General features: G+C 32.0%; 27 protein-coding genes and 1 tRNA gene. 2 read left to right on the top strand and 26 right to left on the bottom strand.

Annotation, left to right across the window (positions count from 1 at the left end; all coding sequences use genetic code 11):
* Positions 1-2 precede the first annotated feature (2 nt).
* From ACGHJ8_RS04500 to ACGHJ8_RS04400, 21 genes are all read right to left on the bottom strand, one after another.
* Positions 3-1,100, bottom strand: a complete 1,098-nt coding sequence (locus tag ACGHJ8_RS04500) for a hypothetical protein (protein WP_390541939.1) — start codon at positions 1,098-1,100, stop codon at positions 3-5.
* A gap of 87 nt (positions 1,101-1,187) precedes the next feature.
* Positions 1,188-1,745, bottom strand: coding sequence for a histidine phosphatase family protein (locus tag ACGHJ8_RS04495; RefSeq protein ID WP_390541937.1), 558 nt, complete (start codon positions 1,743-1,745; stop codon positions 1,188-1,190).
* 258 nt (positions 1,746-2,003) lie between these two features.
* Positions 2,004-2,432, bottom strand: coding sequence for a DUF4375 domain-containing protein (locus ACGHJ8_RS04490; RefSeq protein WP_390541935.1), 429 nt, complete (start codon positions 2,430-2,432; stop codon positions 2,004-2,006).
* A gap of 9 nt (positions 2,433-2,441) precedes the next feature.
* Positions 2,442-2,900, bottom strand: coding sequence for an NUDIX domain-containing protein (locus tag ACGHJ8_RS04485; RefSeq protein ID WP_390541933.1), 459 nt, complete (start codon positions 2,898-2,900; stop codon positions 2,442-2,444).
* Positions 2,901-3,644, bottom strand: a complete 744-nt coding sequence (locus ACGHJ8_RS04480) for a Nif3-like dinuclear metal center hexameric protein (protein WP_390541931.1) — start codon at positions 3,642-3,644, stop codon at positions 2,901-2,903.
* Positions 3,634-4,317, bottom strand: a complete 684-nt coding sequence (locus ACGHJ8_RS04475; RefSeq protein WP_211965127.1) for a class I SAM-dependent methyltransferase — start codon at positions 4,315-4,317, stop codon at positions 3,634-3,636. Before ACGHJ8_RS04475 ends, ACGHJ8_RS04480 begins: the two co-directional genes overlap by 11 nt.
* A 1-nt stretch (position 4,318) precedes the next feature.
* A complete protein-coding gene (rpoD, locus tag ACGHJ8_RS04470) occupies positions 4,319-5,599 on the bottom strand; it encodes an RNA polymerase sigma factor RpoD (RefSeq protein WP_087358081.1) in 1,281 nt (426 codons plus the stop codon).
* Positions 5,600-5,607: 8 nt separating this feature from the next.
* Positions 5,608-7,350, bottom strand: a complete 1,743-nt coding sequence (dnaG, locus tag ACGHJ8_RS04465; protein WP_390541928.1) for a DNA primase — start codon at positions 7,348-7,350, stop codon at positions 5,608-5,610.
* Positions 7,351-7,365: 15 nt separating this feature from the next.
* Entirely contained in the window at positions 7,366-8,736 is a 1,371-nt protein-coding gene (locus ACGHJ8_RS04460; RefSeq protein ID WP_390541926.1) for a glycine--tRNA ligase, read from the bottom strand.
* 137 nt (positions 8,737-8,873) lie between these two features.
* A complete protein-coding gene (locus tag ACGHJ8_RS04455) occupies positions 8,874-9,788 on the bottom strand; it encodes an alpha/beta fold hydrolase (protein ID WP_211965129.1) in 915 nt (304 codons plus the stop codon).
* A 1-nt stretch (position 9,789) separates the two neighbouring features.
* The gene (locus ACGHJ8_RS04450) at positions 9,790-11,604 is read right to left on the bottom strand and encodes a YgiQ family radical SAM protein (RefSeq protein ID WP_390541923.1); all 1,815 of its coding nucleotides are present in this window, start codon (positions 11,602-11,604) and stop codon (positions 9,790-9,792) included.
* A gap of 71 nt (positions 11,605-11,675) precedes the next feature.
* On the bottom strand, positions 11,676-12,416 hold the full coding sequence (recO, locus tag ACGHJ8_RS04445; RefSeq protein ID WP_390541921.1) for a DNA repair protein RecO: 741 nt from the start codon (positions 12,414-12,416) through the stop codon (positions 11,676-11,678).
* Positions 12,394-13,290 carry a GTPase Era gene (era, locus tag ACGHJ8_RS04440; protein WP_087358076.1) on the bottom strand — a complete coding sequence of 299 codons (897 nt, stop codon included), beginning with the start codon at positions 13,288-13,290 and terminating at the stop codon, positions 12,394-12,396. The genes recO and era overlap by 23 nt, the downstream gene beginning before the upstream one ends.
* Positions 13,287-13,682, bottom strand: a complete 396-nt coding sequence (gene cdd, locus ACGHJ8_RS04435; protein WP_087358075.1) for a cytidine deaminase — start codon at positions 13,680-13,682, stop codon at positions 13,287-13,289. Before cdd ends, era begins: the two co-directional genes overlap by 4 nt.
* Positions 13,683-13,684: 2 nt before the next feature.
* A complete protein-coding gene (gene ybeY / locus ACGHJ8_RS04430) occupies positions 13,685-14,146 on the bottom strand; it encodes an rRNA maturation RNase YbeY (protein ID WP_087358074.1) in 462 nt (153 codons plus the stop codon).
* Positions 14,147-14,157: 11 nt separating this feature from the next.
* Complete coding sequence (locus tag ACGHJ8_RS04425; protein WP_390541918.1) at positions 14,158-16,185, bottom strand: cysteine peptidase family C39 domain-containing protein; 2,028 nt, start codon at positions 16,183-16,185, stop codon at positions 14,158-14,160.
* Between the two features lie 53 nt (positions 16,186-16,238).
* Positions 16,239-17,429: an aspartate aminotransferase family protein gene (locus ACGHJ8_RS04420; protein WP_390541916.1), complete on the bottom strand. Its 1,191-nt coding sequence runs from the start codon at positions 17,427-17,429 to the stop codon at positions 16,239-16,241.
* Complete coding sequence (locus tag ACGHJ8_RS04415) at positions 17,429-18,550, bottom strand: M20 family metallopeptidase (protein ID WP_390541914.1); 1,122 nt, start codon at positions 18,548-18,550, stop codon at positions 17,429-17,431. Before ACGHJ8_RS04415 ends, ACGHJ8_RS04420 begins: the two co-directional genes overlap by 1 nt.
* A gap of 9 nt (positions 18,551-18,559) precedes the next feature.
* Positions 18,560-19,264 carry a 2,3,4,5-tetrahydropyridine-2,6-dicarboxylate N-acetyltransferase gene (dapD, locus tag ACGHJ8_RS04410; RefSeq protein WP_205089254.1) on the bottom strand — a complete coding sequence of 235 codons (705 nt, stop codon included), beginning with the start codon at positions 19,262-19,264 and terminating at the stop codon, positions 18,560-18,562.
* Entirely contained in the window at positions 19,257-20,084 is an 828-nt protein-coding gene (gene dapF / locus ACGHJ8_RS04405) for a diaminopimelate epimerase (protein WP_087358118.1), read from the bottom strand. Before dapF ends, dapD begins: the two co-directional genes overlap by 8 nt.
* A 214-nt stretch (positions 20,085-20,298) precedes the next feature.
* Positions 20,299-21,090 carry a zinc ribbon domain-containing protein gene (locus ACGHJ8_RS04400; protein WP_390541912.1) on the bottom strand — a complete coding sequence of 264 codons (792 nt, stop codon included), beginning with the start codon at positions 21,088-21,090 and terminating at the stop codon, positions 20,299-20,301.
* Positions 21,091-21,232: 142 nt separating this feature from the next.
* Between ACGHJ8_RS04400 and ACGHJ8_RS04395 the strand changes: the two genes are divergently transcribed.
* The gene (locus ACGHJ8_RS04395) at positions 21,233-22,621 is read left to right on the top strand and encodes a VanZ family protein (protein WP_390541910.1); all 1,389 of its coding nucleotides are present in this window, start codon (positions 21,233-21,235) and stop codon (positions 22,619-22,621) included.
* 56 nt (positions 22,622-22,677) lie between these two features.
* On the opposite strand, the gene ACGHJ8_RS04390 is transcribed toward ACGHJ8_RS04395, so the two are convergent.
* A complete protein-coding gene (locus tag ACGHJ8_RS04390; protein ID WP_390542410.1) occupies positions 22,678-23,397 on the bottom strand; it encodes a ChbG/HpnK family deacetylase in 720 nt (239 codons plus the stop codon).
* A 105-nt stretch (positions 23,398-23,502) separates the two neighbouring features.
* On the opposite strand from ACGHJ8_RS04390, the gene ACGHJ8_RS04385 reads away from it, so the two are divergent.
* Positions 23,503-23,826 (top strand): hypothetical protein, encoded by a 324-nt coding sequence (locus tag ACGHJ8_RS04385; RefSeq protein ID WP_390541909.1) that lies wholly within the window; start codon positions 23,503-23,505, stop codon positions 23,824-23,826.
* Between the two features lie 141 nt (positions 23,827-23,967).
* Here ACGHJ8_RS04385 and ACGHJ8_RS04380 read toward each other — a convergent pair whose 3' ends face one another.
* The 4 genes from ACGHJ8_RS04380 to ACGHJ8_RS04365 form a co-directional block, all read right to left on the bottom strand.
* Positions 23,968-24,471, bottom strand: a complete 504-nt coding sequence (locus tag ACGHJ8_RS04380) for a hypothetical protein (protein WP_390541907.1) — start codon at positions 24,469-24,471, stop codon at positions 23,968-23,970.
* Positions 24,472-24,543: 72 nt separating this feature from the next.
* Positions 24,544-24,936, bottom strand: a complete 393-nt coding sequence (locus ACGHJ8_RS04375; RefSeq protein ID WP_390541905.1) for a hypothetical protein — start codon at positions 24,934-24,936, stop codon at positions 24,544-24,546.
* Positions 24,937-25,107: 171 nt separating this feature from the next.
* Positions 25,108-25,181 (bottom strand) — tRNA-Gly (locus ACGHJ8_RS04370).
* Between the two features lie 170 nt (positions 25,182-25,351).
* On the bottom strand, positions 25,352-25,774 hold the full coding sequence (locus ACGHJ8_RS04365; RefSeq protein WP_390541903.1) for a hypothetical protein: 423 nt from the start codon (positions 25,772-25,774) through the stop codon (positions 25,352-25,354).
* Positions 25,775-25,780: the final 6 nt, after the last annotated feature.

The raw sequence follows: 25,780 nt of genomic DNA, 5'->3' as shown, positions 1-25,780 counted from the left end.
TACTATAAATCTACAAAATCTATGGTTCTTAAAGAATTTATATTTTGGATAAGAGCTTGTTGCATTTCTATTTCAACACTATATGGATAAGATGATTGATGTGCTTCTAATTTTTGATCAATTGTTAAAGCTTCCTTTTCATGATGTTCAACCCATCTTTCATAAATAGATAAAGTTCTTAATCCTACTAAATAAGATTGTATACTTTTTTGAAAATCAATACTTAATGATTGATATAATGGAATCGCTTTTGAATCATTACCAAAAATCATTTCACAATAAAAAGCATCACATAATAAAATATTTTTCTGTAGTTGTGTTAATTTTTGTTCATTTAAATATTTAATCATTGCATATGCTTGTTTAAACTGATGTTGATCCATCAACCTTTGATAACATAACATCATAGCTTCCACAACAAAACATATTTCAAGATGTTGATCAAAAGAATAACAAAACCATTCTTCAGGCATATCTTTTAATCGTCTATTGTACCCATACATTTCATAAACTTTTAATGGTAACCAGAAAGCTTTTAAAGTTTCAGGATATTTTTTTAATATAGCAACATAATATCCATCATTAATAAAACCATCCATAGAAATAGGTATAGCATTGATAAAAGACATCCATAGTCCTACAATAATAAATACAATGAAAAATAAGTTTGATATAGAAAATATAACAATAATTAAGATCAAAAGAAATGATATTATCAGATTCATCAAGCATCCACCTAAATGATATAAAACAAAAGGAAATGAATCATCTTGGATATCTGGTGGAGCCATTAGACATTGCCCTGCTGTTCCCTTTAAATGATATCTCTTTAAAGAAATATGATGATCTTTCTTTAACCACATCAAACTAAAAACACGAAAAGAAATCAATTGATAACCACTTAATCTTCCAAACAGAAAATGTCCTGTTTCATGAATAATGACATGCATAAATTGAGTCACATATAAATAAAAAGTCAACAAGATTATTAATCCTGTTAATTCTAACAATGAATATGGCAAAACCATAATATATTGAATAACTTTTACAACCAAAGACAACCCTATTAAAGTTAATATGAAATAAAATATTTTTTTCATTTCTCTCACCATTTTCATTATATAATGATTTTAATACCAACACAAATCTCGACATTATAAAAAGCACTTCTAAGAGTGCTTCATTTCTTAAATATTCAGCATTTCAACAAATGTAAATTGACCTTGATCATAATGAAAATGTAAAATACTACAATTCCCTAATTTTTGACCATTCAATAATTGTTCAGGTTGCCCTAAATGTGATAAAAAACAACGACAAGCTCCAGCATGTGATACAGCCAAAACAGTCTGACATGCATCCTGTTCCATAATATCCTTTAGCGTTGTTACCATTCTTTCCATAACCTGTAATCTTGTTTCTCCCCCATAAATAGGAAAGAAATCATCATATTTATCAACAGGAGGATTTAAATCTTCACTTTCACCTTCAAACACACCAAAATATCTTTCTTTAATTCCCTTCAATCTTTGATAAGGTTGATGAGTCACAAGTTCAAGTGTATCACAACATCTTTCAGCCGTAGAGCTATAACAATGATCAAAATGAATATCTTTTAATAATTCTCTTGCTTTTTTAGCTTGTTCTATACCCTTTTTAGTTAATGGAGAATCACACCATCCCTGTATCTTTCTTCTTTGATTAAATAATGTTTCACCATGCCTCATTAAATACAAATCTTTCATGTTCCACCTCCATAATTATTATAGATGAACTCTTAACTCCACTCAAGGCAAATGACATTATAAAGAAAAAAAACTCCTAAGAGTGTTAAAATTCAAGTTGTTATTTCATCAATTCATTTGTCGATAAATTCATCTTTATATTCTTGAAGATATTGAATAAGAAAATGATAACATTCTTCTTCTACATCATTATAGTAATGCTCATCTATTTTATTTAACTACTCAGACATTTTCGAGTCACTATACATTTCTACAATCTCATGAGGATAAATCTTCCTGTGCGTTCTTTAAGTATTGATAGCTATCATTCAACTTTAAAGTTTGTAAAGTATGAAGTGTAGGTTCAACAAATTCATAACCATTATAAAAAAATTGTTCAATACCACCATTCCCTGTTTCTCCAAGAAAATGAAACACCAGCCAAAAATTCCTTTGATATTCATTTAACTGGTCTAAATCATAACCATAATCACAGAGTTCAGATATCCTTAACCAAACCTGATCCACTGATTCTTCGATAATATTCTGATTGAAAATATCTTCTAATGGTTCTTTTGATTCTTGAATTCCACGAAAAATATCTGTGGCTATTTCTTTTTCTAATGGTGAAATTTTTTGACTTGACAAATAAAAATAAGCAATGATAAAAAAGAAAGCAGCAATCAAACCAATCATTATTTTCTTCATCTTTAAACCTTAATAACAGCTTTCCTGATATTCTATAACATGATCATTTTGATAATAAATTTTAGCACTATGAAAATGATCATCTTGAATCCACTCAAAGAAATGATAATCTCCTTCCCACATTGGTAAATGAGGAATTTTCTCATTATCAACCCATTGAAGATCACCTTCATCACACTCATGAAGTTCGCCACTAAATTCAGAACATGTATAAACAAACATGCCCTCATCTTGTCCATGATACAATTGTGGAAACACAACAAAGCCATGAAGCTGAAGCTTTAGCGCAGTTAAACCCGTTTCTTCATAAATTTCTCTTTTCATACATTCTTCCACGCTTTCACCAGCATCAAATTTACCACCAACACCTATCCATTTTCCACCATTAATATCATTTTCTTTTTTATTGCGATGAAGCATTAATGTCTGATTTCCTTTTTGGATATAGCACATTGTTGTTAAAATCATTTAACGGTAGTGATAATAATCAGGAGAACTTCCCTCTATTATCTCTACATTCACTTCCTTTTCTAAAACTTCTTTTAATTTTTTAACCATTATTTTTTCAGCATGATGATGAATATCAACGAGTAAAAGATGATAATCAATCGCATTTTTCGCATGGCGATATTTTGTATCTCCGGTTAAATAAGCATCCACTTTTCCATAGAACTGATGCATAAAATCAGCTCCACTGCCACCACATATGGCTATGCGCGATACTTGATCTACCTGCCCAGCATATTGAAAATGCTCTAAATGATATGTATCTTGAACATGATCAAGAAATTCATTCATAGCCATTGGTTGATTCAATGTGGCTATACGTGTAATCTGATCTTCTCCACGTTTGATATCATGAACCCCTAATGCTTCAATCAACCACTGATTCATGGATACATTATCTAAAGCTGTATGTGAACTATACACAACAATATGATGTTCAATCGCTTTAAAAATAAATGCACCCATAAAATCATCCTGATCAATATTCACAATAGGATCTAATAAAAATGGATGATGTGTGATTAACATTTGACACCCTTTTTCAATGGCTTCATTGATTGTCTGTAAATCGGCATTTAAAGCAACCATTAACTTTGAAACTTCTGTGTCTTGATCACCAATCTGCAATCCACATTTATCCCATTCTTCCTGTAATTCTAAAGGATAATGCTTTTCCATGATTTCTATAATCTGTTTAGCTTTCATTAATTTCACCTTCTATCATTTCAATCATATGTGTTACTTCCTGAAAACGAGGATGTGTTGCTTCCAAAGAAGTCAATATATTTTGATGAATTTCTAATTGTCTTTGCCATTTTTGATAAAATAAAGCATTTTTATTTTGTCTTAAACATGGTCCAAAATAGAAATCATTTTCATTATAGGATAATGTTTTTGTTGTCTTTTGACATACAATAATTTCATAGATATGATGAGCATCTTTCACAATATCTTCATCAAGAATTTCAAAATGATGTAAAGACAGATATTCACGTAAAACTTCCAAGCCAACATTTGCTTGTATGAATAATCGCTGATCTTTTATATAATCAGGATATTCATTGAGAATATCAACAATCAGTTTACCTCCCATACCACATAAACTGATCATATCTACTTTTTTATCAAGAAGTGGCTGTATTCCACTTCCTAATAATGGAATAACCTTATTTTCTAGATGATAACTTTGAATCGTTTCTATAGATGCCTGTATCGGTCCTTTTGCAATATCACAGGCATAAGCCTTTGAAAAGTCATGCTGACTTACCAAATAACAAGGTAAATAAGCATGATCTGTTCCAATATCCCCTAAAATATGTCCATGTTTATATTTGATAATCAAGTCCGCAATGGCTTGTAATCTTTTTGATAGTTTCATATTAACGATCTAAGAAATCCTTTAAACGTTTTGAACGTGATGGATGTTTTAACTTTCTTAAAGCTTTCGCTTCAATCTGACGAATACGTTCACGTGTGACATTAAATTCTTTTCCAACTTCCTCTAATGTTCTGGTACGTCCATCATCAAGACCAAAACGTAAACGTAATACTTTTTCTTCACGATCTGTTAATTCTAATAAGACTTCATTTAATTCATCTTTTAATAATTCATTGGCTGCATAATCATCTGGTGACATAGCCCCTTCATCTTCAATAAAATCACCTAAATGAGAGTCATCTTCTTCACCAATAGGTGTTTCTAAAGATACAGGTTCTAATGATATCTTTTGAATTTCACGTACTTTCTCAGGTGTCATGCCATCCATTTTTTCTGAAATTTCTTCAGCTGAAGGTTCACGACCAAGTTCTTGAATCAACTGTCTTTGAACTCTTGTCAGTTTATTAATCGTTTCTACCATATGTACGGGAATACGAATTGTTCTGGCTTGATCAGCAATTGCACGTGTAATAGCCTGACGAATCCACCAAGTTGCATAAGTAGAGAATTTAAATCCTTTCGTATAATCAAATTTTTCAACAGCTTTAATAAGCCCCATATTTCCTTCTTGAATCAAATCAAGGAACAACATTCCTCTACCCACATATCTTTTCGCAATAGAAACAACCAGACGTAAATTGGCTGCTGCCAATTTCTTTTTCGCATCTTCATCACCATCTAAAATACGTTTTGCTAATGAAATTTCTTCATCATGACTCAATAATTCCACACGTCCAATTTCTTTTAAATACATTTTGACTGGATCATTAATTTTCACATTGCTTCCTAATTGATTAGAGTCATCTTCTTCCTCATTATTATACATATTAACAGTATCCCCTGTTAACATATCAAAATCTCCACCAAAATCTAAATCATTGACATCATTATCAATATCAGAATCCAAATCATCTAAATTATCCAAATCATCTAAACCTTCTAAAGCTTCCAGATCATCCAAATCACTTGTCATACCACTCATAAGCTGTTCATCATCAAGATCATCTAAAGCATCAAAACCATCTTCAATTAAAATATCATTATCTGTAATGAAAGCAAGTAAATCTTCTGCTGATTCATCATCTAAATCATATTTTGTTAAAAAGGCATCCAAATCATCCTGTGATAACTTTCCACCCATTGCTTCAGCTGTTTCTTTGATTAAATTTTTTAAATCATCCAATGTAACAGGTGTTGCTTTCTTCTTCATATCTTTTTTCATATTCCTTTTTAGTGACCTCCTAATTTTACAATTTCATTTAATATTTGAGCCTTTTGTTGAGGATCCAAAATATAACGAAATTGTTCTAATAACTGTTCTTTTTTCATTCTTTTTGCATTCTGTTCTATCATTTGAATATAGTCATCTATAGCTTGTTCCTCATATTTTGCAGGTAACGGTGATTGAGAAATCTCTATCACAGTTTGTATCAATTCTTCTTTTTGTATACTATTAATAAAATCAGCAATCTCTAATTGATTATGATGACGATAATAGTCAATAATATAAGAAGCAATGATACGATATCGATCATTGTACATAAATCCAGCTTTTGCTTCATATTTTAAAGCTACGCTTTTATGATTTAACATATAAAACAACAAATCATGTTCAGCTTGTTGATATTTATCTTTTAAATGAACTACCTTTTTTTTAGGAACATTGACTTCATGATGAAATTGAGGTTGTAGACCATTGATTTGTTGATGAATCAAATCAACAGAAAAACCTGATTGTTTCGATAAAATATGAATATAATAATCTTGATCTATAGGATCATGAATTTTCGCAATTTCATAACACATTTTTTCTAAATAATTTTTACGATCATCATAGTTCTGTGAATCAATTTTCTGATATTCAAAATCCATTAAAAACTCTATTGGTTTTAAAATCTTTTTAAGTGCTTCATGTAATCCCTCTTGGCCATGTTCTTCATAAATTTCATCGGGATCATGTGAATCTGGTAAAACAACAATGGAAACTTGAAATCCAGCTTCTTCCAGTTCTCTGGCTGCTTTACCCATTGCTGCCTGTCCTGCCTGATCTCCATCCAGACAAAGACGAACATGATGCGTTAAACGACGTAAAGCTTGAATATGCCCTTTGGTAAGAGCCGTTCCCATAATCGCCACCGTATTTTCAATACCTGCTTTATACATCGCAATAACATCCATAAATCCTTCCAGCAAATAAATAAACCCTGCTTCTTTAACAGCTTCTTTACATTGGTGATAATGATATAAAACCTGCCCTTTGATAAAGATATCTGATTCGGGCGAATTCATATATTTGCTTTCAGTCTGTGTTGGTTTATAAATACGACCACTAAAGCCAACCACCTGTCCTTGCTGATTATAGAGGGGAAACATAATACGATCTTGAAAACGATCAAAATGCTGATAGGATTCTACAATCAAACCAGATTTAACCATATCTATTTCTTGAAAACCTAGTTTTTCAAAAGCTTGATATAATGTTGACTGTAAAGGAGCATAACCAATTTGAAACTCCTTTATTAATTCATCAGAGAAATGACGTTTCATTAAATATGTTTTGGCTTCAAGCCCAAGTTTTGTATTCAAATAATAACTATAAATTTTCTGTGCCTCCTCGTGCATTTGATAGAGTGTGGCATTTTCTTTAGAAATCGGTCTTGTTTCGACATCTAAATGATAATCACTCAAATCAATATGACCCATTTCGGCAACTTTCTTCACGGCTTCTATGTATGATATTTTCAAATATTTCTGTAAGAAGGTAAAAACATTACCCCCTGTTCCACAAACAAAACACATAAAAATCTGTTTATCTGGTGAAATTGACATAGAAGGATTTTTATCGTCATGAAAAGGGCATAATGCCACATAGTTTCTTCCCTTTTTTTGTAAAGAAAGATATTCGCCAATCACATCAACAATATCAACACTTTGTCTAATTTCATTAATTTTCTCTTGTGATAGACGCGCCATATATGCCCTCCTTCATTAAAAACGAATCTTTTTTGCAATATAGTCAACCAATTCATCATTTGGTAAACGAATCTGTTCCATTGTATCACGATCTCTTAATGTGACAGACTGATCATTTTCACTATCAAAATCAACAGTTACACAATAAGGTGTTCCAATCGCATCTTGACGACGATAACGTTTTCCAATTTGTCCAGCCACATCATATTCCACATTAAATTCTTTAGCTAAAAGCTGATAAACTTCTGTTGCTTTTGCACTCTGTTTTTTTGTTAGTGGTAAAACAGCCACTTTCACAGGTGCCACAGCTGGATGAAAATGCATAACTAAACGTGTTTCTTTTTCTAATTGTTCTTCTTCATAGGCATCTGCTAAAACAGACAAGAATAAACGATCTGCTCCTACTGATGGTTCAATAACATATGGTAAGTATTTCTGATTCGTTTCAGGATCTAAATATTCAAGATTCTTTTTAGAATATTCCTGATGTCTTCCTAAATCATAATCTGTACGATCAGCAATTCCCCATAATTCACCCCATCCAAATGGATATAAATATTCAATATCACTTGTTGCTTTAGAATAGAATGATAATTCTTCCTGTTCATGATCTCTAAATCGTAAATGATCCTTATTTAAACCTAAATCCAACAAAAATTGCATACATTGTTCTTTCCAATAATGGAACCATTCTAAATCCGTATCTGGTTTTGTAAAGAATTCTAATTCCATCTGTTCAAATTCTCTTGTTCTAAAGATGAAATTACCTGGTGTAATTTCATTTCTAAAAGATTTTCCAATTTGCCCTATTCCAAAAGGCACTTTTTTACGTGAAGTTCTTTGAATATTTTTAAAATTGACAAAAATTCCCTGAGCTGTTTCTGGACGCAAATAAACAACACTTTTTGCATCCTTGACAACACCCATATATGTTTTAAACATCAATTCAAACTCACGAATATCTGTAAAATCTTCACTTCCACAATCTGGACATTGAATATGATGTTCTCTAATAAATGACATCATTTTTTCTGGTGACCATCCATCACTATGAATGTCAGGATCATAATCTTCAATTAATTTATCAGCACGATGTCTTGTTTTACATTGTTTACAGTCAATCAATGGATCACTAAATCCACCCACATGACCACTGGCTTCCCAGACACGTGGATTCATAAAAATAGCCGAATCCAATCCCACGTTATATGGTGACTCTTGAATAAAACGTTTCCACCATAATTTTTTGATATTATTTTTCATTTCAACACCTAAAGGACCATAATCCCAAGTGTTTGCAAGTCCATCATAAATCTCTGATCCCTGATAGACAAAACCTGAATTTTTCGCATGAGCAATTAATTTATCCATATCTTTATTTGCCATATTTATACCCCTTTTATCTCATTTTATACCTATATAAAATAGGAAAGACCTAGCAATAGCCAAGTCTTTTTATTTTTATATTTACTTCGTATTTATACCCTTATAGTAGTCATTTGTCAACCAACGATGAGTGTACCCTATAAATACGTTCTCTCGTCAAGCCAATCTAAAATACTTTGATAAACTTTCTTTTTTTCTTTTTCAAAAAGCAATGCATGACGTTGCCCTTTGAAAATATGGAAAGTTAAATCTTCAATTGGTATTTTTTTATATTTTTGAATCAATTTTTGAATATGAGCATTCATAGGATCATTTTCACCTACACCAATATAAATAGATAAATAAGCAGGAATCTTCATGATGGATTTATCACTATTGACATCTTTAATCATCTCAGTCATATCACGATAACCCTGAACAGTATAAGCAAAATGAGCCATTGGATCATCTAAAAACTTCTTTCTTTCATCTTCATCACTTGTTAACCAATCCATATCATTTGTCATATGAACTCTTTTATTCAAATAATGACGTATATAACGAGAATATTGCTGTGCCTTATAAGCAGGTCCTTTCCAAAACTTTAATAACCACAAATAGATGCGTTTGAAATAAAAGAAATCCACATGAGAAAGTGTTCCTAATAATAAAGCTCCTTCAATAAAATCACCAAAATCACTCATATATTGGCGAATGAGAATAGAACCCAAATCTGTTCCTAGCATAAAATAAGGAGAATCTGGATATTTTTCTCTAATAATCATCTGTAAACGATGCATGTCTTCAATCAAATGAATAGGTCCATCATGTTCACCAAAATAGCCCTGTTCAAAATCAATCAAAGAACGTCCATGACCGGCAAAATCACTCACCACAACAACATAGCCATGACTAGCTAAAAAAGATGCAAAATGTTCATAGCGACCCGCATGTTCACCTAAACCATGATGAATCTGAACAATGCCTTTCACACGCAAAACAACTTGAGGTTCATAAATAAAATAATGAATGCTGATATGCATGGATGATGTGAAAACTGCATGACGTTTCATATTATGACCTCCTTTGAAGTGGGCGTTTTTGTCCTTTAGGCTTAATTAAACATTTCTTTTGAAAACCTATTAAATCAGTTCTTTTTGCCAACACTAAAGCTTCATAAACAAGATGATAATTTTGTGGACGACGATACTGCATCAAAGCTCTTTGCATGGCTTTTTCTTTTAGTGTTTTCGCAACATAGACTGGACTCAAATCACGAGGATCTAATTCGGTATAATACATCGCTGTTGATAATGTACCAGGAGTTGGATAAAAATCTTGAACCTGTTCTGGCTGATGATGAATATCTCTTAAATACTCTGCCAGTTCGATAGCACTGTTTAAATCACTGCCTGGATGTGAAGACATAAGATAAGGTACAAGATATTGGTTCTTATTCATCTCTTTATTGAGTTGTGTATATTTTTGAACAAATTTTTCATATAACTCACGATGAGGTTTTCCCATCTTGTCTAACACTTGATTACTAATATGTTCTGGAGCCACCTTTAATTGTCCACTGATATGATATTGTACAAGTTCCTTAAAAAAGCTGTCATCTTGATCATACATCAAATAATCATAGCGAATTCCCGAACGTATAAAGACCTTTTTGACACCATCTAAGCTTCTTAATTTTCTTAACAGTTTCAAATAATCTTGGTGGTCCACTCTTAATTGACGACATGGCTGAGGCCATAGACATTGTCTAGTTGGACAAGCTCCATGTCTGGTTTGTTTTTGACAGCTAGGAAATCTAAAATTAGCTGTTGGTCCACCGACATCATGGATATATCCTTTGAAATCTGGCTCTTGAATCATCTTTTTCGCTTCTTCAATCAAAGATTCATGTGAACGTGACTGAATGATACGTCCCTGATGAAAATTCAATGCACAAAAATTACAGGCTCCAAAACAACCACGATTACTAATTAATGAAAAACGAACTTCTTCAATAGCGGGTATATAATCATAACTTGGATGATATGTTCTTTGATAAGGCAAAGCATATGTATCATCCATTTCCATCTGTGTTAATGGTCGATTCGGACGGTTTTGTACAATGTAAAACCCTTCATAAGGTTCTACCAATGTTTTCGCATTGTAATGATCAGTATGGCGATATTGAATACCAAAAGATTTCGCATATTCTCTTTTATCATGAGTAATATCATGATAAGAAGGTAACATGACATAGTCTTGTGAAATCATAGATAAATCCTTCACTTTAAAAACCGTTCCATCCAAATATGTTAAATAACGTGCCTCTAATCCCGAATCCAATGCTTCTGCAATCTCTATAATGCTGTTTTCTCCCATACCATACATTAATAAATCTGCCCCTGCATCTACAAGAATAGACTTTCTGACTTTATCATCCCAATAATCATAGTGTGCCAGACGTCTTAAACTGGCTTCAATTCCACCAATTAAAATCGTCGCATCGGGATAAGCCTGACGTACTTTTTGGCTGTAAACAATCACGGCACGATCTGGACGATGTCCCATTTCACCATTATTCGAATAACTATCTTTCTTTCTTCTTTTTTTCGATACACTATAATGATTCACCATAGAATCAATATTCCCACTGGAAATCAAAAATCCCAGACGTGGTTTACCAAAACGCTGAAAATCATCTAAACGACGCCAGTCTGGCTGGGCTAACATACACACTTTAAAACCACGACTTTCTAAAGTTCGTGTAATAATCGCTGCACCAAAGGATGGATGATCCACATAAGCATCACCACTAATATAAACAAAATCAGGCTGTTGCCAACCTCTTTCTAACATTTCTTCTCTTGTCACTGGTAAAAATTGTCCCATATCATTTCCCCTTCACTTGTTCCTATTATACACCAATTTGTTTTGAAGAAAAATAAAATTGTGTAGAAATTCTACACAATTTGATGAATAAAACGTGATGTTTTCAACTGAATTCCCGTATATTCCTCTATCAGTGTTTCCATTAAAGGAACCAATACAGAAATAACAGATGAAGATACATGAATATGATCAATAGCTTTCATTGGAATTTTATGGATATGACGAAAAGCCTTAAGAACTTCATGAGAATATAATGGGTGATGACCCAGATGTTCACGACAGACAAATCCTCCATCTTCTAATGAAATAGAGACCACCTGTGGAGAACGACAAAAGACACATCCATCAACATCTAAAGAAACACCATTATGTTCTAAGATAAAAACATTAAAAACAAGATAAACCAATAAAGGCATATAACCAACATCTAAAGCATGTAAAGCCTCATATAAGATTTCATACTCTTTTTCTAAAGGCTGATTTTCTTCCACATAACGATAATAATATTCTAAAATATATTGTCCAACAATCTCACTTTCAAGGTTTTCTTCAATATGTCGGAAATAATTCACGGGTGAAGCTTTCATCAATGAACTGAGTCCTTTTTTAAGATGAATCGTCAGCTCACTTAACATCATTTCCTGACATCCTCTTGCATTTTTACTTGTCATCTTTCTAATGCCTCGTGCCAGAACACTGATTTTTCCATACTCACGGGTATAAACATGTAAAATCATATCATTTTCTTTATAAGGTGTTTTCTTTAAAATAATCGCTTCGACTGTTTCCTCATGAATAGTCGTTTTCATCATAACCAAACTCTCTTAAATACTTTTGTTTATTACGCCAGTTCTTTTCCACTTTCACAAATAATTCCAGTGTTACTGGTGTCTGTAAAAAGCGTTTCATTTCACGACGAGCATTTTGTCTGATTTTTTTTATCATGCTGCCTTGTTTTCCAATAAGAATGGCTTTTTGACTTGGGCGATCCACGACAATCGCTGCCATGACATGCACTCCCTGTTCATCTTCTGTCATACTTTCAATCACAATCGCAACACTATGTGGAACTTCTTCATGCGTAAAATAAAGAATCTTTTCACGAATAAATTCAGCCATAATAAAACGTTCTGGATGATCTGTAATATGATCTTTAGGATAATACATCACACCTTCATGAAGATCACTTTTAATAATTTCTAATAAATGTTCTACATTATCTCCATTTAATGCACTGATAGGAATGATTTCTTTAAAATCAAACATTTCTTTCCATTGTGCCAATTTTTGAACCAGTTGTTCTTTAGACAATAAATCTATTTTATTTAAAATCAGATAAACAGGTCCATCAGCTTCTTTTAAACGATTGACAATAAAACGATCTCCCTTACCAATCTTTTCATCAGCTGGCGCAATCAATAAAACAATATCCACACCATAAATACTATTTAAAGCATTCGTATTCATAAATGAACCTAAACCATCCTGTGGTTTATGAATACCCGGTGTATCCATAAAAATAATCTGTGCCTCATCATCCGTATAAATCCCTTGAATGGTATTACGTGTTGTTTGAGCTGTTGATGATGTAATCGCCAATTTTGTTTTTAATATATGATTTAATAACGTCGATTTTCCAACATTGGGACGACCAACAATACTTACAAATCCTGATTTAAATGTCATAAACTTTCTCCTGTAAATGCACGTGGTAATAACGTCTGCATATTTGTCACTTCATAATAATCTTTGTTTCCTAAAATAATAGGTGTGAGAGGATTCATTAATTCTGCCAGTACCTGTCGACAGGCTCCACATGGAGAGATTAAAGGTGTACAATCTCCCACAATCGCTAAAGCTTCGATATCATCTTGACGATATCCTTGACAATAAGCTTGAAAAATCGCATTACGCTCTGCACACATAGTTGAACCATAAGCTGCATTTTCAATATTTGTCCCGTATATTCTCTGTCCATTTTTTAACAACAGACACGCTCCCACACGAAAATGTGAATAAGGAACATAAGCATTCTTAGAAGCTTCAAACGCTTCATCTACAAGTTTTTGATAATCCATATTTAACCTCTTTCTATTCCTAACTGATTTAAAATTTCTTTTTGTAAACTAAACATTTCTTTTTCTTCATCTTCATTCATATGATCATATCCTAATAAATGCAAAAGACCATGCGTCATCAAAAAACACATCTCACGCTTTAAAGAATGTCCATAATCTTTGGCTTGAGCACAAGCATGATCATAAGAAATAAAAATATCTCCTAAACTTCTTGGCATTCCTTCTACATAATATTGTTCATTATCTTCTAAAGCAAAACTAATCACATCTGTCGCACGATCAATATGACGATAATCACGATTGATTTGATGAATCTGCCCATCATCAACAATCACACAAGATAATTCAACATCATCATCCAACTGTAAAGTTTTTAAAGTTGTTTCAATAATTTGTTTAAAAACATCTTCATAACTTTCTTGACATAAATGTTTTTCATCTTCATATACAAAATCAATATTCATCTTCTCACCCTTTATTTCTTTATTTTTCCTTTTTCAATTATAACACATTCCATATCCTTGTTCACTATCTTTGTTTGATGGTTCACCATAATATAAATCTTTCCCTCATCATTTTTCAATAAATATCGTAAAATCTTATTAGCCAGACGGGTATCTAAATGCGAAAAAGCTTCATCCATAATCAAAACATCCCATTCACGACACAACATACGAATCAACGCAACAACCTGTCTTTGCCCTAAAGACAAAGGACTTCCATCTTCATTTAAGACGATATGAAACATATCTATAAGCTGTTCTTGATTGAAAGTTTTTAAATAAAATTGAATTTTCTTTTCATCAGGACATAAAAAATTATCTTTTAAAGTCATATGTAAAAAAGTTGGTGTTTCATTTAAATAACCAATATGCTGATGTAAAGATGATAAATCAATCTGTCTTAATTCCTGTCCATTCATATAAATATCTCCCTGATATGTATTATCCTGTCCCATCAACAGTTTTAAAAGTGTAGATTTTCCACTACCGGTTGCCCCTTTGATCCAAAGATGATGATGAATATCTAAATCAATATGTTCTAAAACTGGCATTTGATACCCATAGGCATAACTGACATCATCATAACGAATAGATGTAATAGACTGATTCAAGGTTTCTAAAGAAGGTTGTTCATCAATTTCAAAATTCTTATATTTTTCATAAATCAAACTGACCTGTTTATACTGACTTGCTAGTGTCACGATATTTAAAACTGGTTGAATACAATAAGATACAAGCATATAAAACATCATCAATTGCCCCATTGTCATTGTTTTTTGAGAAAAGAAATAAAATCCTAAACATAAAATCATTCCATAACACAAAACAATCATATATTGGACAAGAGAATGAAATTGATTTAAGAATAATGCCTGTTTTTCTTTTAATAAAGCTTCATCCAAATAAATATGATAACTTCTTTCTCTTTGTCTTTGAAACAAATCAAAATAACAAATCAAACGATGGTTTTCAATCAATTCCAAGACATGATGCCCAAAATGAAAATGGGCTTCCAGATAATTTTTATTCAAAGTCTGAAAATCCTTTAAACGACGATAACTCATCAAAACAATAATCAATAAAACAACGCTCACAATACATGTCATCCAAATATTTAAAAACCACATTCCTATCCATAAGACAACAAAAAACATACCATCTAAAAAAAACTTTTCAAAACATTCTAAACTCATTTCTGTTAATTCAAATAAACTTAATAATTGACTTTGAATAACACCATCATCTTGACGATAAAAAGTTTCTGGTTGTTTCAACATATTCATAAAAGACTGAAAAACATAATCTTCATCCATTGCTTTTTGTAAATAAATCATTTCTTTCATTTTTAATTGAGAAAGATATGTACGCATCATTTCTAAAAAACAATAACCTAAAGAAAGCACAGCCATATAGAAAAATGGTGTCTTCAAATCAATATAATCAATTAAAATTTGAAAAAAATAACTGCTGCCATAACCAATCAACGCAATCCATAAACCTTTCCATAAAAAAGATATCAGATACTTTTGATAAGACAAAAACATTTCCTTTAAAAACTGAAAATAACTTTTATAACATAGTTCAGGAACACGACCAACATGTTTAATCACAATCACAAAACGCCCGAAAATGTCTTCCACATCTTCACGATACAAAGTGATTAACCCTCTGGCTGGATCACCTATGATAAACTCATCATCTTTGATTTCATACAAAACAACAAAATGTCCTAGTCCTGCTTCAATCATATATAAAATACAAGGACATTTTACTTCTTTTTCCACATCATCTAAATGTGCTTCATAGGCTTTGGCTTCAATCTGATAGCTTTTTAAACATTCAATCATTCCTTTGATTGAAATACCATTTTGATTCAATCTGGCTTTCTTTTTAATGTTTTTGATTTCATCATGAAAATGATAATACTTTAAAATCATCGCAATACAATAAGCACCACATGCTTTTTCTTCATCTTGTAATTCTATTGGATATTTGTACATAGAAAAACCCCCTTACTTTTATATACGCAAAAAGTAAGAGGTTTTTCTTCTTTTTATGACAATTTTTTTAAATTTTTTTTCAAAATATCAATAAATGCATCAACATGTTCACGCTGAATAATAAATGGTGGTAACATACGAATCACATTTGTCCCCGCTGTCACAACAATCACACCATCATCCAATAAAGAATGCACAACTGGTTTTGCTTCTTGATTCAATACCAGTCCCTGCATCAAACCTAAACCTCGACGTTCAACCACACAATCAAATTCATTGACAACTTCATCTAAACGCTGAATCAGGTATTGTGAAATTTCCTGTACATGGTCTAAAAGGTGTTCTTTTTCCAGGATTTCAAAAACAGTTTTTACAGCCATACAAGCCAATGGATTTCCTCCATAAGTACTTCCATGATCACCAGCTTGCATAGCCTGTGCCCATTTTTGATTAGCGACAAAAGCACCTACTGGAATTCCACAGCCAATACCTTTAGCCAGACAAACAATATCAGGCATGATATCATATTGGAAATATGTCATGATTGTTCCAGTACGTCCCATACCACATTGCACTTCATCTAAAATCAGACAGATATCATGTTCATCACAAAGTGCTCTTAAAGCTTTCATAAAAGCCTGATCACAAGGATAAACGCCACCTTCACCTTGAACAGGTTCCACAATAATAGCAGCAGTACGTTCATTGATGAGATTCTTAACACTTTCAATATCATTCAAAGTGGCATATCGAACTCCTTCAATTAATGGTCCAAAGGCTTTTTGATAGGCAGGATTTCCTGTCAACTTCACTGAACCGGTAGAACGCCCATGAAAAGAATGATGAAAAGAAATGATTTCACTATCTGCCTTTCCATGTTTTAAATAATAATACTTTCTTGCCAGTTTTAATGCCCCTTCTGTGGCTTCAGTTCCAGAATTACAGAAAAAGACAGCATCTAACTGTGTGGCTTTTTTGACTGCTTCGGCCGCCTCCACAGCAACTGGTGAATAAAAATAATTAGAAACATGCATTAAAGTATCTATTTGTTTTTGCAATGCTTCAACATAGGCTGGATAACGATAACCTAACGAATTGACACCAATCCCGGCATAAAAATCTAAATAACGACGTCCTTTGGTATCATAAAGATAAACACCTTCACCTTTTTCTAAAACAATATCATAACGTCCATAAGCTTTTAAAAAAGCTTCTTCCCCTCTTGTATACCAATCTTCCATCATTAAACCCCCTTTATATTTTTGACAATTCTTTCATATAAATCAATCGCCTTGATTAATACATCTTCATGAAAGTTAAATGTTTCCGTATGCAGTCCACTTTGATAACGATCACACTTTGTTCCAAGAAAGAAGAAAATACCTGGAACAGCCTTTTGATAAAAAGCAAAATCTTCCGCTAACATCAAAGGTTCATCTAATTCAATATAACGATCTAAATCAACACATTTTTTCCATTGTAAATACAACGATGAAGAATTAATGACTGGTGGATACATTGGTGGACAACTCCACTCAATTTGACATTGATAACTTTGCATTAAGCTTTCATGAATCGCTTGAATATGTTTTGTCATTTGGTGAAAAAGAGATTCATCATAACAACGCAAAGTTCCATGCATCACTGTTTGTGTCGCTACACTATTACGGGCTGTTCCTCCTTCTATTTGGCCAATATTCAAAACAACTGGCTGAAAAGGAGAAATCTGACGAGAAACCATTGTCTGATATTGCATATAGGCCTGATTGGCTATCATAATACTATCAACACCATCTTGAGGTAATCCTGCATGAGCACCTTTTCCATGAATAGTGACATCCAGTTCTCCACACATTGCCATCAATGGTCCTTTTTTACAGGCAATCATTCCTTCTTCAATCAATGGCATCAAATGCATACCAAAAATCGCTTTGACATTGTATTTTTCAAAAATACCAGATTCAACGACAAAACGAGCAGCTCCCGGTGATTCTTCAGCAGGTTGAAAAATCAAAAGAATATTATAATTCAATGGTTCTTTTATAATTTTTAAACGTTTTGCAAATCCCAATAATGCACTCATATGTCCATCATGCCCACAGGCATGCATACATCCAGAATGTTTAGAAACATAATCGACTTCATTTTTTTCTTCAATCGGTAGACCATCTATATCACTGCGAAAAGCAAGTGTCGATAAACAGCCATTATCAATATAAACAATCGTTCCAGTATCCACAATACTTTCCCATTGATATCCCATTTTTTCCAATTCATGACGCAAATACTTTGCTGTTTCATATTCTTTTAATCCCAGTTCAGGAATCTGATGAAGCTCTCTCCTCCAACGTTTGACATCTTCCATAATTTCACCTTAAATTTTTCTTAAATCATCCATTAATTGTGTCTTTTCTTTTGTTTCATCTGTTTTTTCTTCTTTAATGATACGTGCTGGATTTCCTGCAACAACAGCTCCAGCTGGCACATCATTTAATACAATACTTCCTGCACCAACAACAGCCCCTTTACCAATACGAACACCTTCTACAACAACTGCATTCGCACCAATTAAAACATCATCTTCCAATACAACTGGTTTGGCACTAGGTGGTTCAATAACACCTGCTAAAACTGCTCCAGCACCAACATGACAATGTTTTCCAACTTCAGCACGTCCACCTAAAACAGCACCCATATCAATCATTGAACCTTCACCAATTTTCGCTCCAATATTAATCACAGCCCCCATCATAATGACCGCATTATCTTCAATTGTCACATTTTCACGAATAAATGCACCCGGTTCAATACGTGCATTGATATTTCGCATATCCAACATTGGAATCGCACTATTACGACGATCCTGTTCTAAATAAGTATCTGTAATCTGATCTTGATATGTTTCTAAATATTTTTCAACATTTTCTAAATCACCAATCAAAACACGACTTGTTTCTGTTCCAAAAACTTGAATAGATTCATCACAAGGTAAGTCATGTCCATTGACATAAACTTTTACTGGTGTTTGTTTTTTTGCATCTCTGATATATTGAATGATTTCTTGTGCTGTACTATACATTTTTAAAATCCTCCTCATTTATGATTCCTTCAAATACCGTTCTTGCTGGTCCTTCCATGAAAATATGACCATCTTCATAATCAATATGTAATACTCCACCTAACAGTTCCACATCAACCTGCCTTCCACATAAGCCATTAACATAACTGGCATACATCACTGCACAGGCACCTGTTCCACATGCCATTGTTTCTCCTGAACCTCTTTCCCAGACACGCATTTTTAAACGCTCTGGACTTACGACCTGTACAAATTCTGTATTAACAGATTCGGGAAACATCTGATTTTTTTCAAAACAAGGACCAATGTCCTCAATCGCAAAATCAAGTTGATCAACATAAGTCACAACATGGGGATTTCCCATTGAAACAGCGGTACAATAATAAATATTTTGATTAATTTGCAATGGTTCATTAATCATTTCCGTTTTTTCAAAAAGACAAGGAATCATTTTCACATCCAATGATGGTTTTCCCATATCTACTCTGACAGATTGCACCGTTCCATTTTCAACCTTTAACCAGACTCTTTTAACTCCAGCCAATGTTTCAATTTCCAGATAAGTCTTCTCAGTTAAATGATGGTCATAAACAAATTTCGCAAAACAGCGAATCCCATTACCACACATCTTTCCTTCACTGCCATCACGATTAAACATACGCATCAAAAAATCATAATTTTGAGAAGGAAGAATCACAATCATCCCATCACTGCCAATTCCAAAATGGCGATCACTGATACGTGATATAAATGCTGGTGTCATAATGACATCCTGATGAATACCATCAACATAAATATAATCATTTCCAATGCCTTCCATCTTTGTAAATTTCAATGTTTTTCACCTCATCTTTTTGAAATATATTAACATTTTTTTAATATAATGAAAAGTCTTTTAAATGAATTGCATATATTAAAACAAGGTGAAAGTATGAAATATATGTTTAAAAAAATCAACCAGATTCTCTCTATCTTCCTGCTTACTTTAATTATTATGATTCTTTATTATCATTTCGCATATTAAAAATAACGGCCTAGCCGTTATTTTCATCACTATGATCTTGTGTTATTGTTTCTGTTGAAGTATTATCTTGAGTCTTAGAATCTGTATGTTCTTCTATCATATTTTGTTTTGCTTTCTTTTTATTTTTAAGAATCAAAGCAATAAAACCAATCACAACCAAAATGCCTATACCGACAAAAACATAAGTCATATCCATACTTGCTTCTTTTGCAGAAGAAATAACAATTTCATTCTCTTGAGGGGGCTGACTTGCCAGTTCCAGAAGATCAATTGTCACATTTTGACCATCAACAGTTCCAACATTGGACTCTACATCTCCTGGCATTTTAATATTCATCACCATCTCTAAGCCTAAAGCCTTCATCTTATCTACAGAATAACCAGCTGTCTGTGAAAACTCTGAATTCATTTGTTGACTTAGATTTTCTAATGGTAATCTTAAAACCAGACAATCTTTCCCATCAATCGTTTCTTCTTGAATATTGATCCCCATTTCATCAACCGTTGATGTTAATCCTTCTATACGCACACCAACCCATTGAGATGCATCTATCATTTCATCAATAGCAGTCACTTTAGCATTCTGCCCTTCTGGTGATGATAGAATTTCATCTTCCATCTGTTGAACAAAATCTTCCTTTGTCATTTGAGAAGCTTGTAAAGCACTTTCTTCAATTAGTAACTCCATAGATGAACGTACACTTTTATCGGGACCCACTTCAAAATTCATTCTCATTTTCATGCATCCTGTTAATAAAAAAACAGTTAATAACAACGTAAAAACTTTTAATATTTTTTTCATAAATATCCACCTTCCCTATCTCCATTGTAACATATTCTTGATTAAGAAACATAAATTATCAAAAAAAGACAATAAATATTTAAACTTCCTCTAAAAATCATTGTATGTTATAATTCTATCACTATAAAAAAGGAGAATGTAAATGGGATTATCAGAGTTTTTAAGATTAGCTATTCCTTCAGTAGGTTTGGCAGGTTTGATTGTTTTGATATTGGGAGGAATGTATGGATTTTATCTTTTTTATCAAAAAAAGCAGGGCAAAAATATTCATTGTTCAATCAAAAAACTGATTTTAAGTGGTATGCTTATTGGCTATGTGATTGTTGTGATTTTGGCAACACTGACCAGTAGGTCCAGTTTTTCTTATGAACAAAAATTCAGTTTTGAACTATTCAGTTCCTATCGTATGGCTATCAATCATTTTCAACTACGTGAATGGCGTAATATCATTTTAAATATCATAATGGGTGTTCCTTTAGGCATCTTATTACCATGTTTATTTGAGAAAATGAGATATTGGTGGCCGACATATCTTTCAGGACTATTATTTACAATATTGATTGAAACAACACAACTGATCACACATCGTGGTATTTTTGAAATGGATGATATTTTGAATAATACTTTAGGATGCATGATTGGTTTTGGTTTATTTATTTTAGGTCATACGCTATTCCAAAAAGCAAAGAAAAAACCTATCAAATTAAGACCTGTCATTATTTCTCAGTTTCCTCTATTTTTAGCAATCCTATCTTTTACTTATATATTTGTATCTTACTCATATCAAGAATTAGGTAATTTAGCACAAGCTTATTATAAAAAAGCAGATATGTCACATATCGAAGTCATAAGTCATGTTCCTTTATCACATCAAGCGACCTCACAACCTGTTTATAAAATCAAAACATATCCCGATAAAGACTATAACACTCTCGCAAAGACCATTTTTCAAAAGCATCAAGATATCATAGATGACCAGCAAACAGAAATAAACAATGAAAACATGTCTTTTGTATCAAAAAACAAAGATATAAACATCTTCATTGATAAAAAAGAAGGCTCAATTAATATTATCTATCCCGAAGAATTCCAACCAAACACGCAAAACTTATCTCAACAGGAAGTGAAAAAAGTCATTGAAAAAGAAGGTATTTCAATTCCAGAACAAGCCATTTTTACACAAATAGATACAGGAACCTATGAATTTTCAATAAATTCAAACACAGGGCAACATTATATTCAAGGCAATATTTCAGTACAAATCAACCAAGATTATTCTCTTTCTTTTCTATCTTATCAAATAAAATCCTTTGATATTTATAAGTCCTATCCTATCATTTCTGAAAAACAGGCTTTCCAATATATTAAAGAAGGACAATTCAATCAAGATTGGATGATCTCTTTAGGTAACGAAATCGTCATTCATTCAATTCAGCTCGTGTACAGAGAAGATTCAAAAGGGTATTACCAACCTGTTTATCAGTTTGGTGTAGAAAATGATCAATTGATTTATATCCCAGCTATTCAATAATCAGTCCTAATGAAAAAGTATATCTTTGAAATGATATACTTTTTCATCATATGTATTTATAAGTCCACAAAAGAAATCAGTTCCATATCATGTTGTTGAATAAATGCAGATACCTCTGAATCCATTAGTGAAGCAAATTCTCTTGCTCTTTGAACATGATAACTGCTCAAATCTAATAAAGTCTGATCAACATAAGCAGGATGTAAAGCCAATTCAATAATTTCTCTTTTTTCATCGAAAGCTTTTTCAAATAATTTCAACAATGTTTCAACTGTTCCATGATTATAAAAATCTGGAATATGGCATGGTGCATAGGCAATACCATGTTCTTTTAAAATATTTTCTATCTGTTGATTTTGAGCACGCATAGGTAAATGATATTTTTTAGCCAATTTCATAGCTGCTTTGAACTGTTTTGGTGTCATACATACATGAAAATCAATATGATCAGGTCTAAGTCCAGTCGCTAAAAACTTATCCATCTGTGCCTGATATTCTTTATCTAATTCACTTTGTTCACTTTTTTCAATGATTTCTGGATCACGATAAAAATGATCATTTTCATCCGTTAAAGTTTTTAATCCTTTAACCACAGAATACTTTGTTACCAAATGAATACCTACATGTAATAAATCTGGATATTGTTTCATTAATGAAACAGCATGTTCAAATCCGGACATATTAACCATTAAACTTGTAGAAGTCAAAATGCCATGTTGAAATCCTTCCAATATAGCCAAATTCACTCCTCTAGAAAATCCAAAATCATCTTGTATCTTTATAAAAAAGGTTTATTTTTAAAACACCATTTTATTCTCGTAACTATCAGCAAAGCGTTGTATAATAAAGTTGTAAAAATAATCAAAAGGAGAATATCATTTATGGAATCACATCTTTCGGAAGTATGGATTGTAGCCATCGCTTTTTATGGACTTGCTATATATACTTTCATCACTTCAAAACCTATGAATTTCTGGGCTGGTCATAAAATTTCATCTCATAGAATAAAAAATGTCAAAAAGTATAATATTTGTTTAGGGATTATGTGGTTGTTTTTAGCTATTTATTTTAGTATTGGCTCTTATTATGAGTATACGAATCATATAAACATGGTTTATATGATGTATCAAATATTTATAAAATACATTTTATCATGTATGATTATTTATTACGCTGTGGTATGGTATTATTTTAAAGCACGATAATAATACTAAAAATCTATAAACCTCAAAAACACACAACAATTTCCATAAAACAGTCATAAAAGCAAACAATAAAAACACTGTATTAAAAGTATATCAAAGTATGATTTTACATACTCAGATATACTTTTTTGAATATGAATATTATTGATTCTTTGTGATATATTTGTTGTATTGCTGTTTATTTTCCTCTATTAATTCTAGTCTATATCTATCTCCAGTCAACAAAATACGACTCCATGTATTAATAGGAAAATTCTTTAATAATGATATTTGATACTGATCACCATCTTCTGGAACCCAAACTTCATCTAATATATATTTTTCATTTTCTTTCTTTAATGTGACTTTCATATAATCAAAATAACCACTTTCTAAAAATTCACTGTCATTTTTATACTGTTCTATATAAAACATTCCATAAACGACGGCTTTATCTTTTGATTCAGTGATTTTAAATAATTTATAAGATATTATTGCAAAATCATATTCAATATATTCATCGTCCATATGTGCCAATTCATACCTTAAACTTTCATCAAGTTCTTTTGTTGGTGTCACAACCTGATGATCCCAATAAAACAGTAATACTCCTAAAGAGGCTATAATTCCTAAAATAATCAAAACTATCTTTTTCTTTCTGCTCATTGTTTTGTCCTCCAAATACTATAATCTCACTTTTCTTCATTGCTTTCTGGAATATCATGACTATCAATATATTCATACATCTGTTTTGCACATTTTGTAGATAGCTTCTCCGGATTCAGAAGAATACATATCAATATGGTTATCTCTGTTATCTTTATTTTCTTTAAGCGTTTCATTTCTAAATCGAAGTACAGCACAATATCCATAAACTTTGATATATGCATCATCTTCTGTATATCCAAATGGATGATAGGCTGAAGTTATCAAATCAAAATGTGATGGTACGATTGTTTTCATATATTCATCTGGATCTACCATTGTTTCAAGACATTCTGTCACAGCCTGATCAACTTCTTGAGGCAATTCCACTGATAAATTCAAACAATAATGATAGATTTGTAATAATCCCATCACAAATGCAATAACAACAATCGATATGATTGTGACTTTCTTACTCTTTTTCATTTTAACCTCTCCCATTTTTAAGTTATTCAAGTCAATTATCTATTATAAAAATTACAATATTTATCAAAAATATGTTTTAAAAACACTTTAATATTTTATTAATAATTCTTTAATATCATTAGTATTTTAAACACAAAAAAAGCCCTTAAAATAAGGACTTTACCATTTTGATGGAGCGGGTGATGGGAATCGAACCCACGTAGTCAGCTTGGAAGGCTGAAGTTCTACCATTGAACTACACCCGCATACTCTGGGGCGGACGATGGGAGCATGTCATTTAATAAAAATACATACAAAACGCAGTATTTAAGCCATTTTAAAAGTATATCAAAGTATAATTTTATACGTTTTGATATACTTTTTTATCATTTTTGGTGTTATTTTGGTGGGAAAATTATTCTTCAAATTTATACTACTATGAAAGTTTCCCTGAAGCACTACAAGTCAATTTAACCGTTTGATTAACTGTTTTTAAAACTGTTCCATCTTGATGATGTTGTTTAGCTGTTACACTTGCCAATGCTGTTGCACCACTTTTTGAAGATTTTGCATTACTCAATTTCCAACTTACTGAATTATTTTTTGTGCTTACTGATGATTTTGTACAACTTGCTGTCGTACCATTATATGTAAATGTTCCCGTGACAGTTACTGACCAATATATTGTTCCACTACTACCTTTATATGATGCTGTTTTTTTACCTGTAATTGATGATGCTCTTGTAAGAACATTACTTTGTTCAACAGTTACTTCAATATAACTTCCATCATCAAATTCTTCTTCAATATAGGTATACGTGTCAATATAGTCTAATGCATTAACATTTGAAATAGTCATCATTGC

Origin of the sequence: Massiliimicrobium timonense, from assembly GCF_042850985.1 — a bacterium.
Classification (GTDB): domain Bacteria; phylum Bacillota_I; class Bacilli_A; order Erysipelotrichales; family Coprobacillaceae; genus Allocoprobacillus.
The sequence above is the reverse complement of the archived record's forward strand: the minus strand, read 5'-3'. Positions and strand labels throughout refer to the sequence as shown.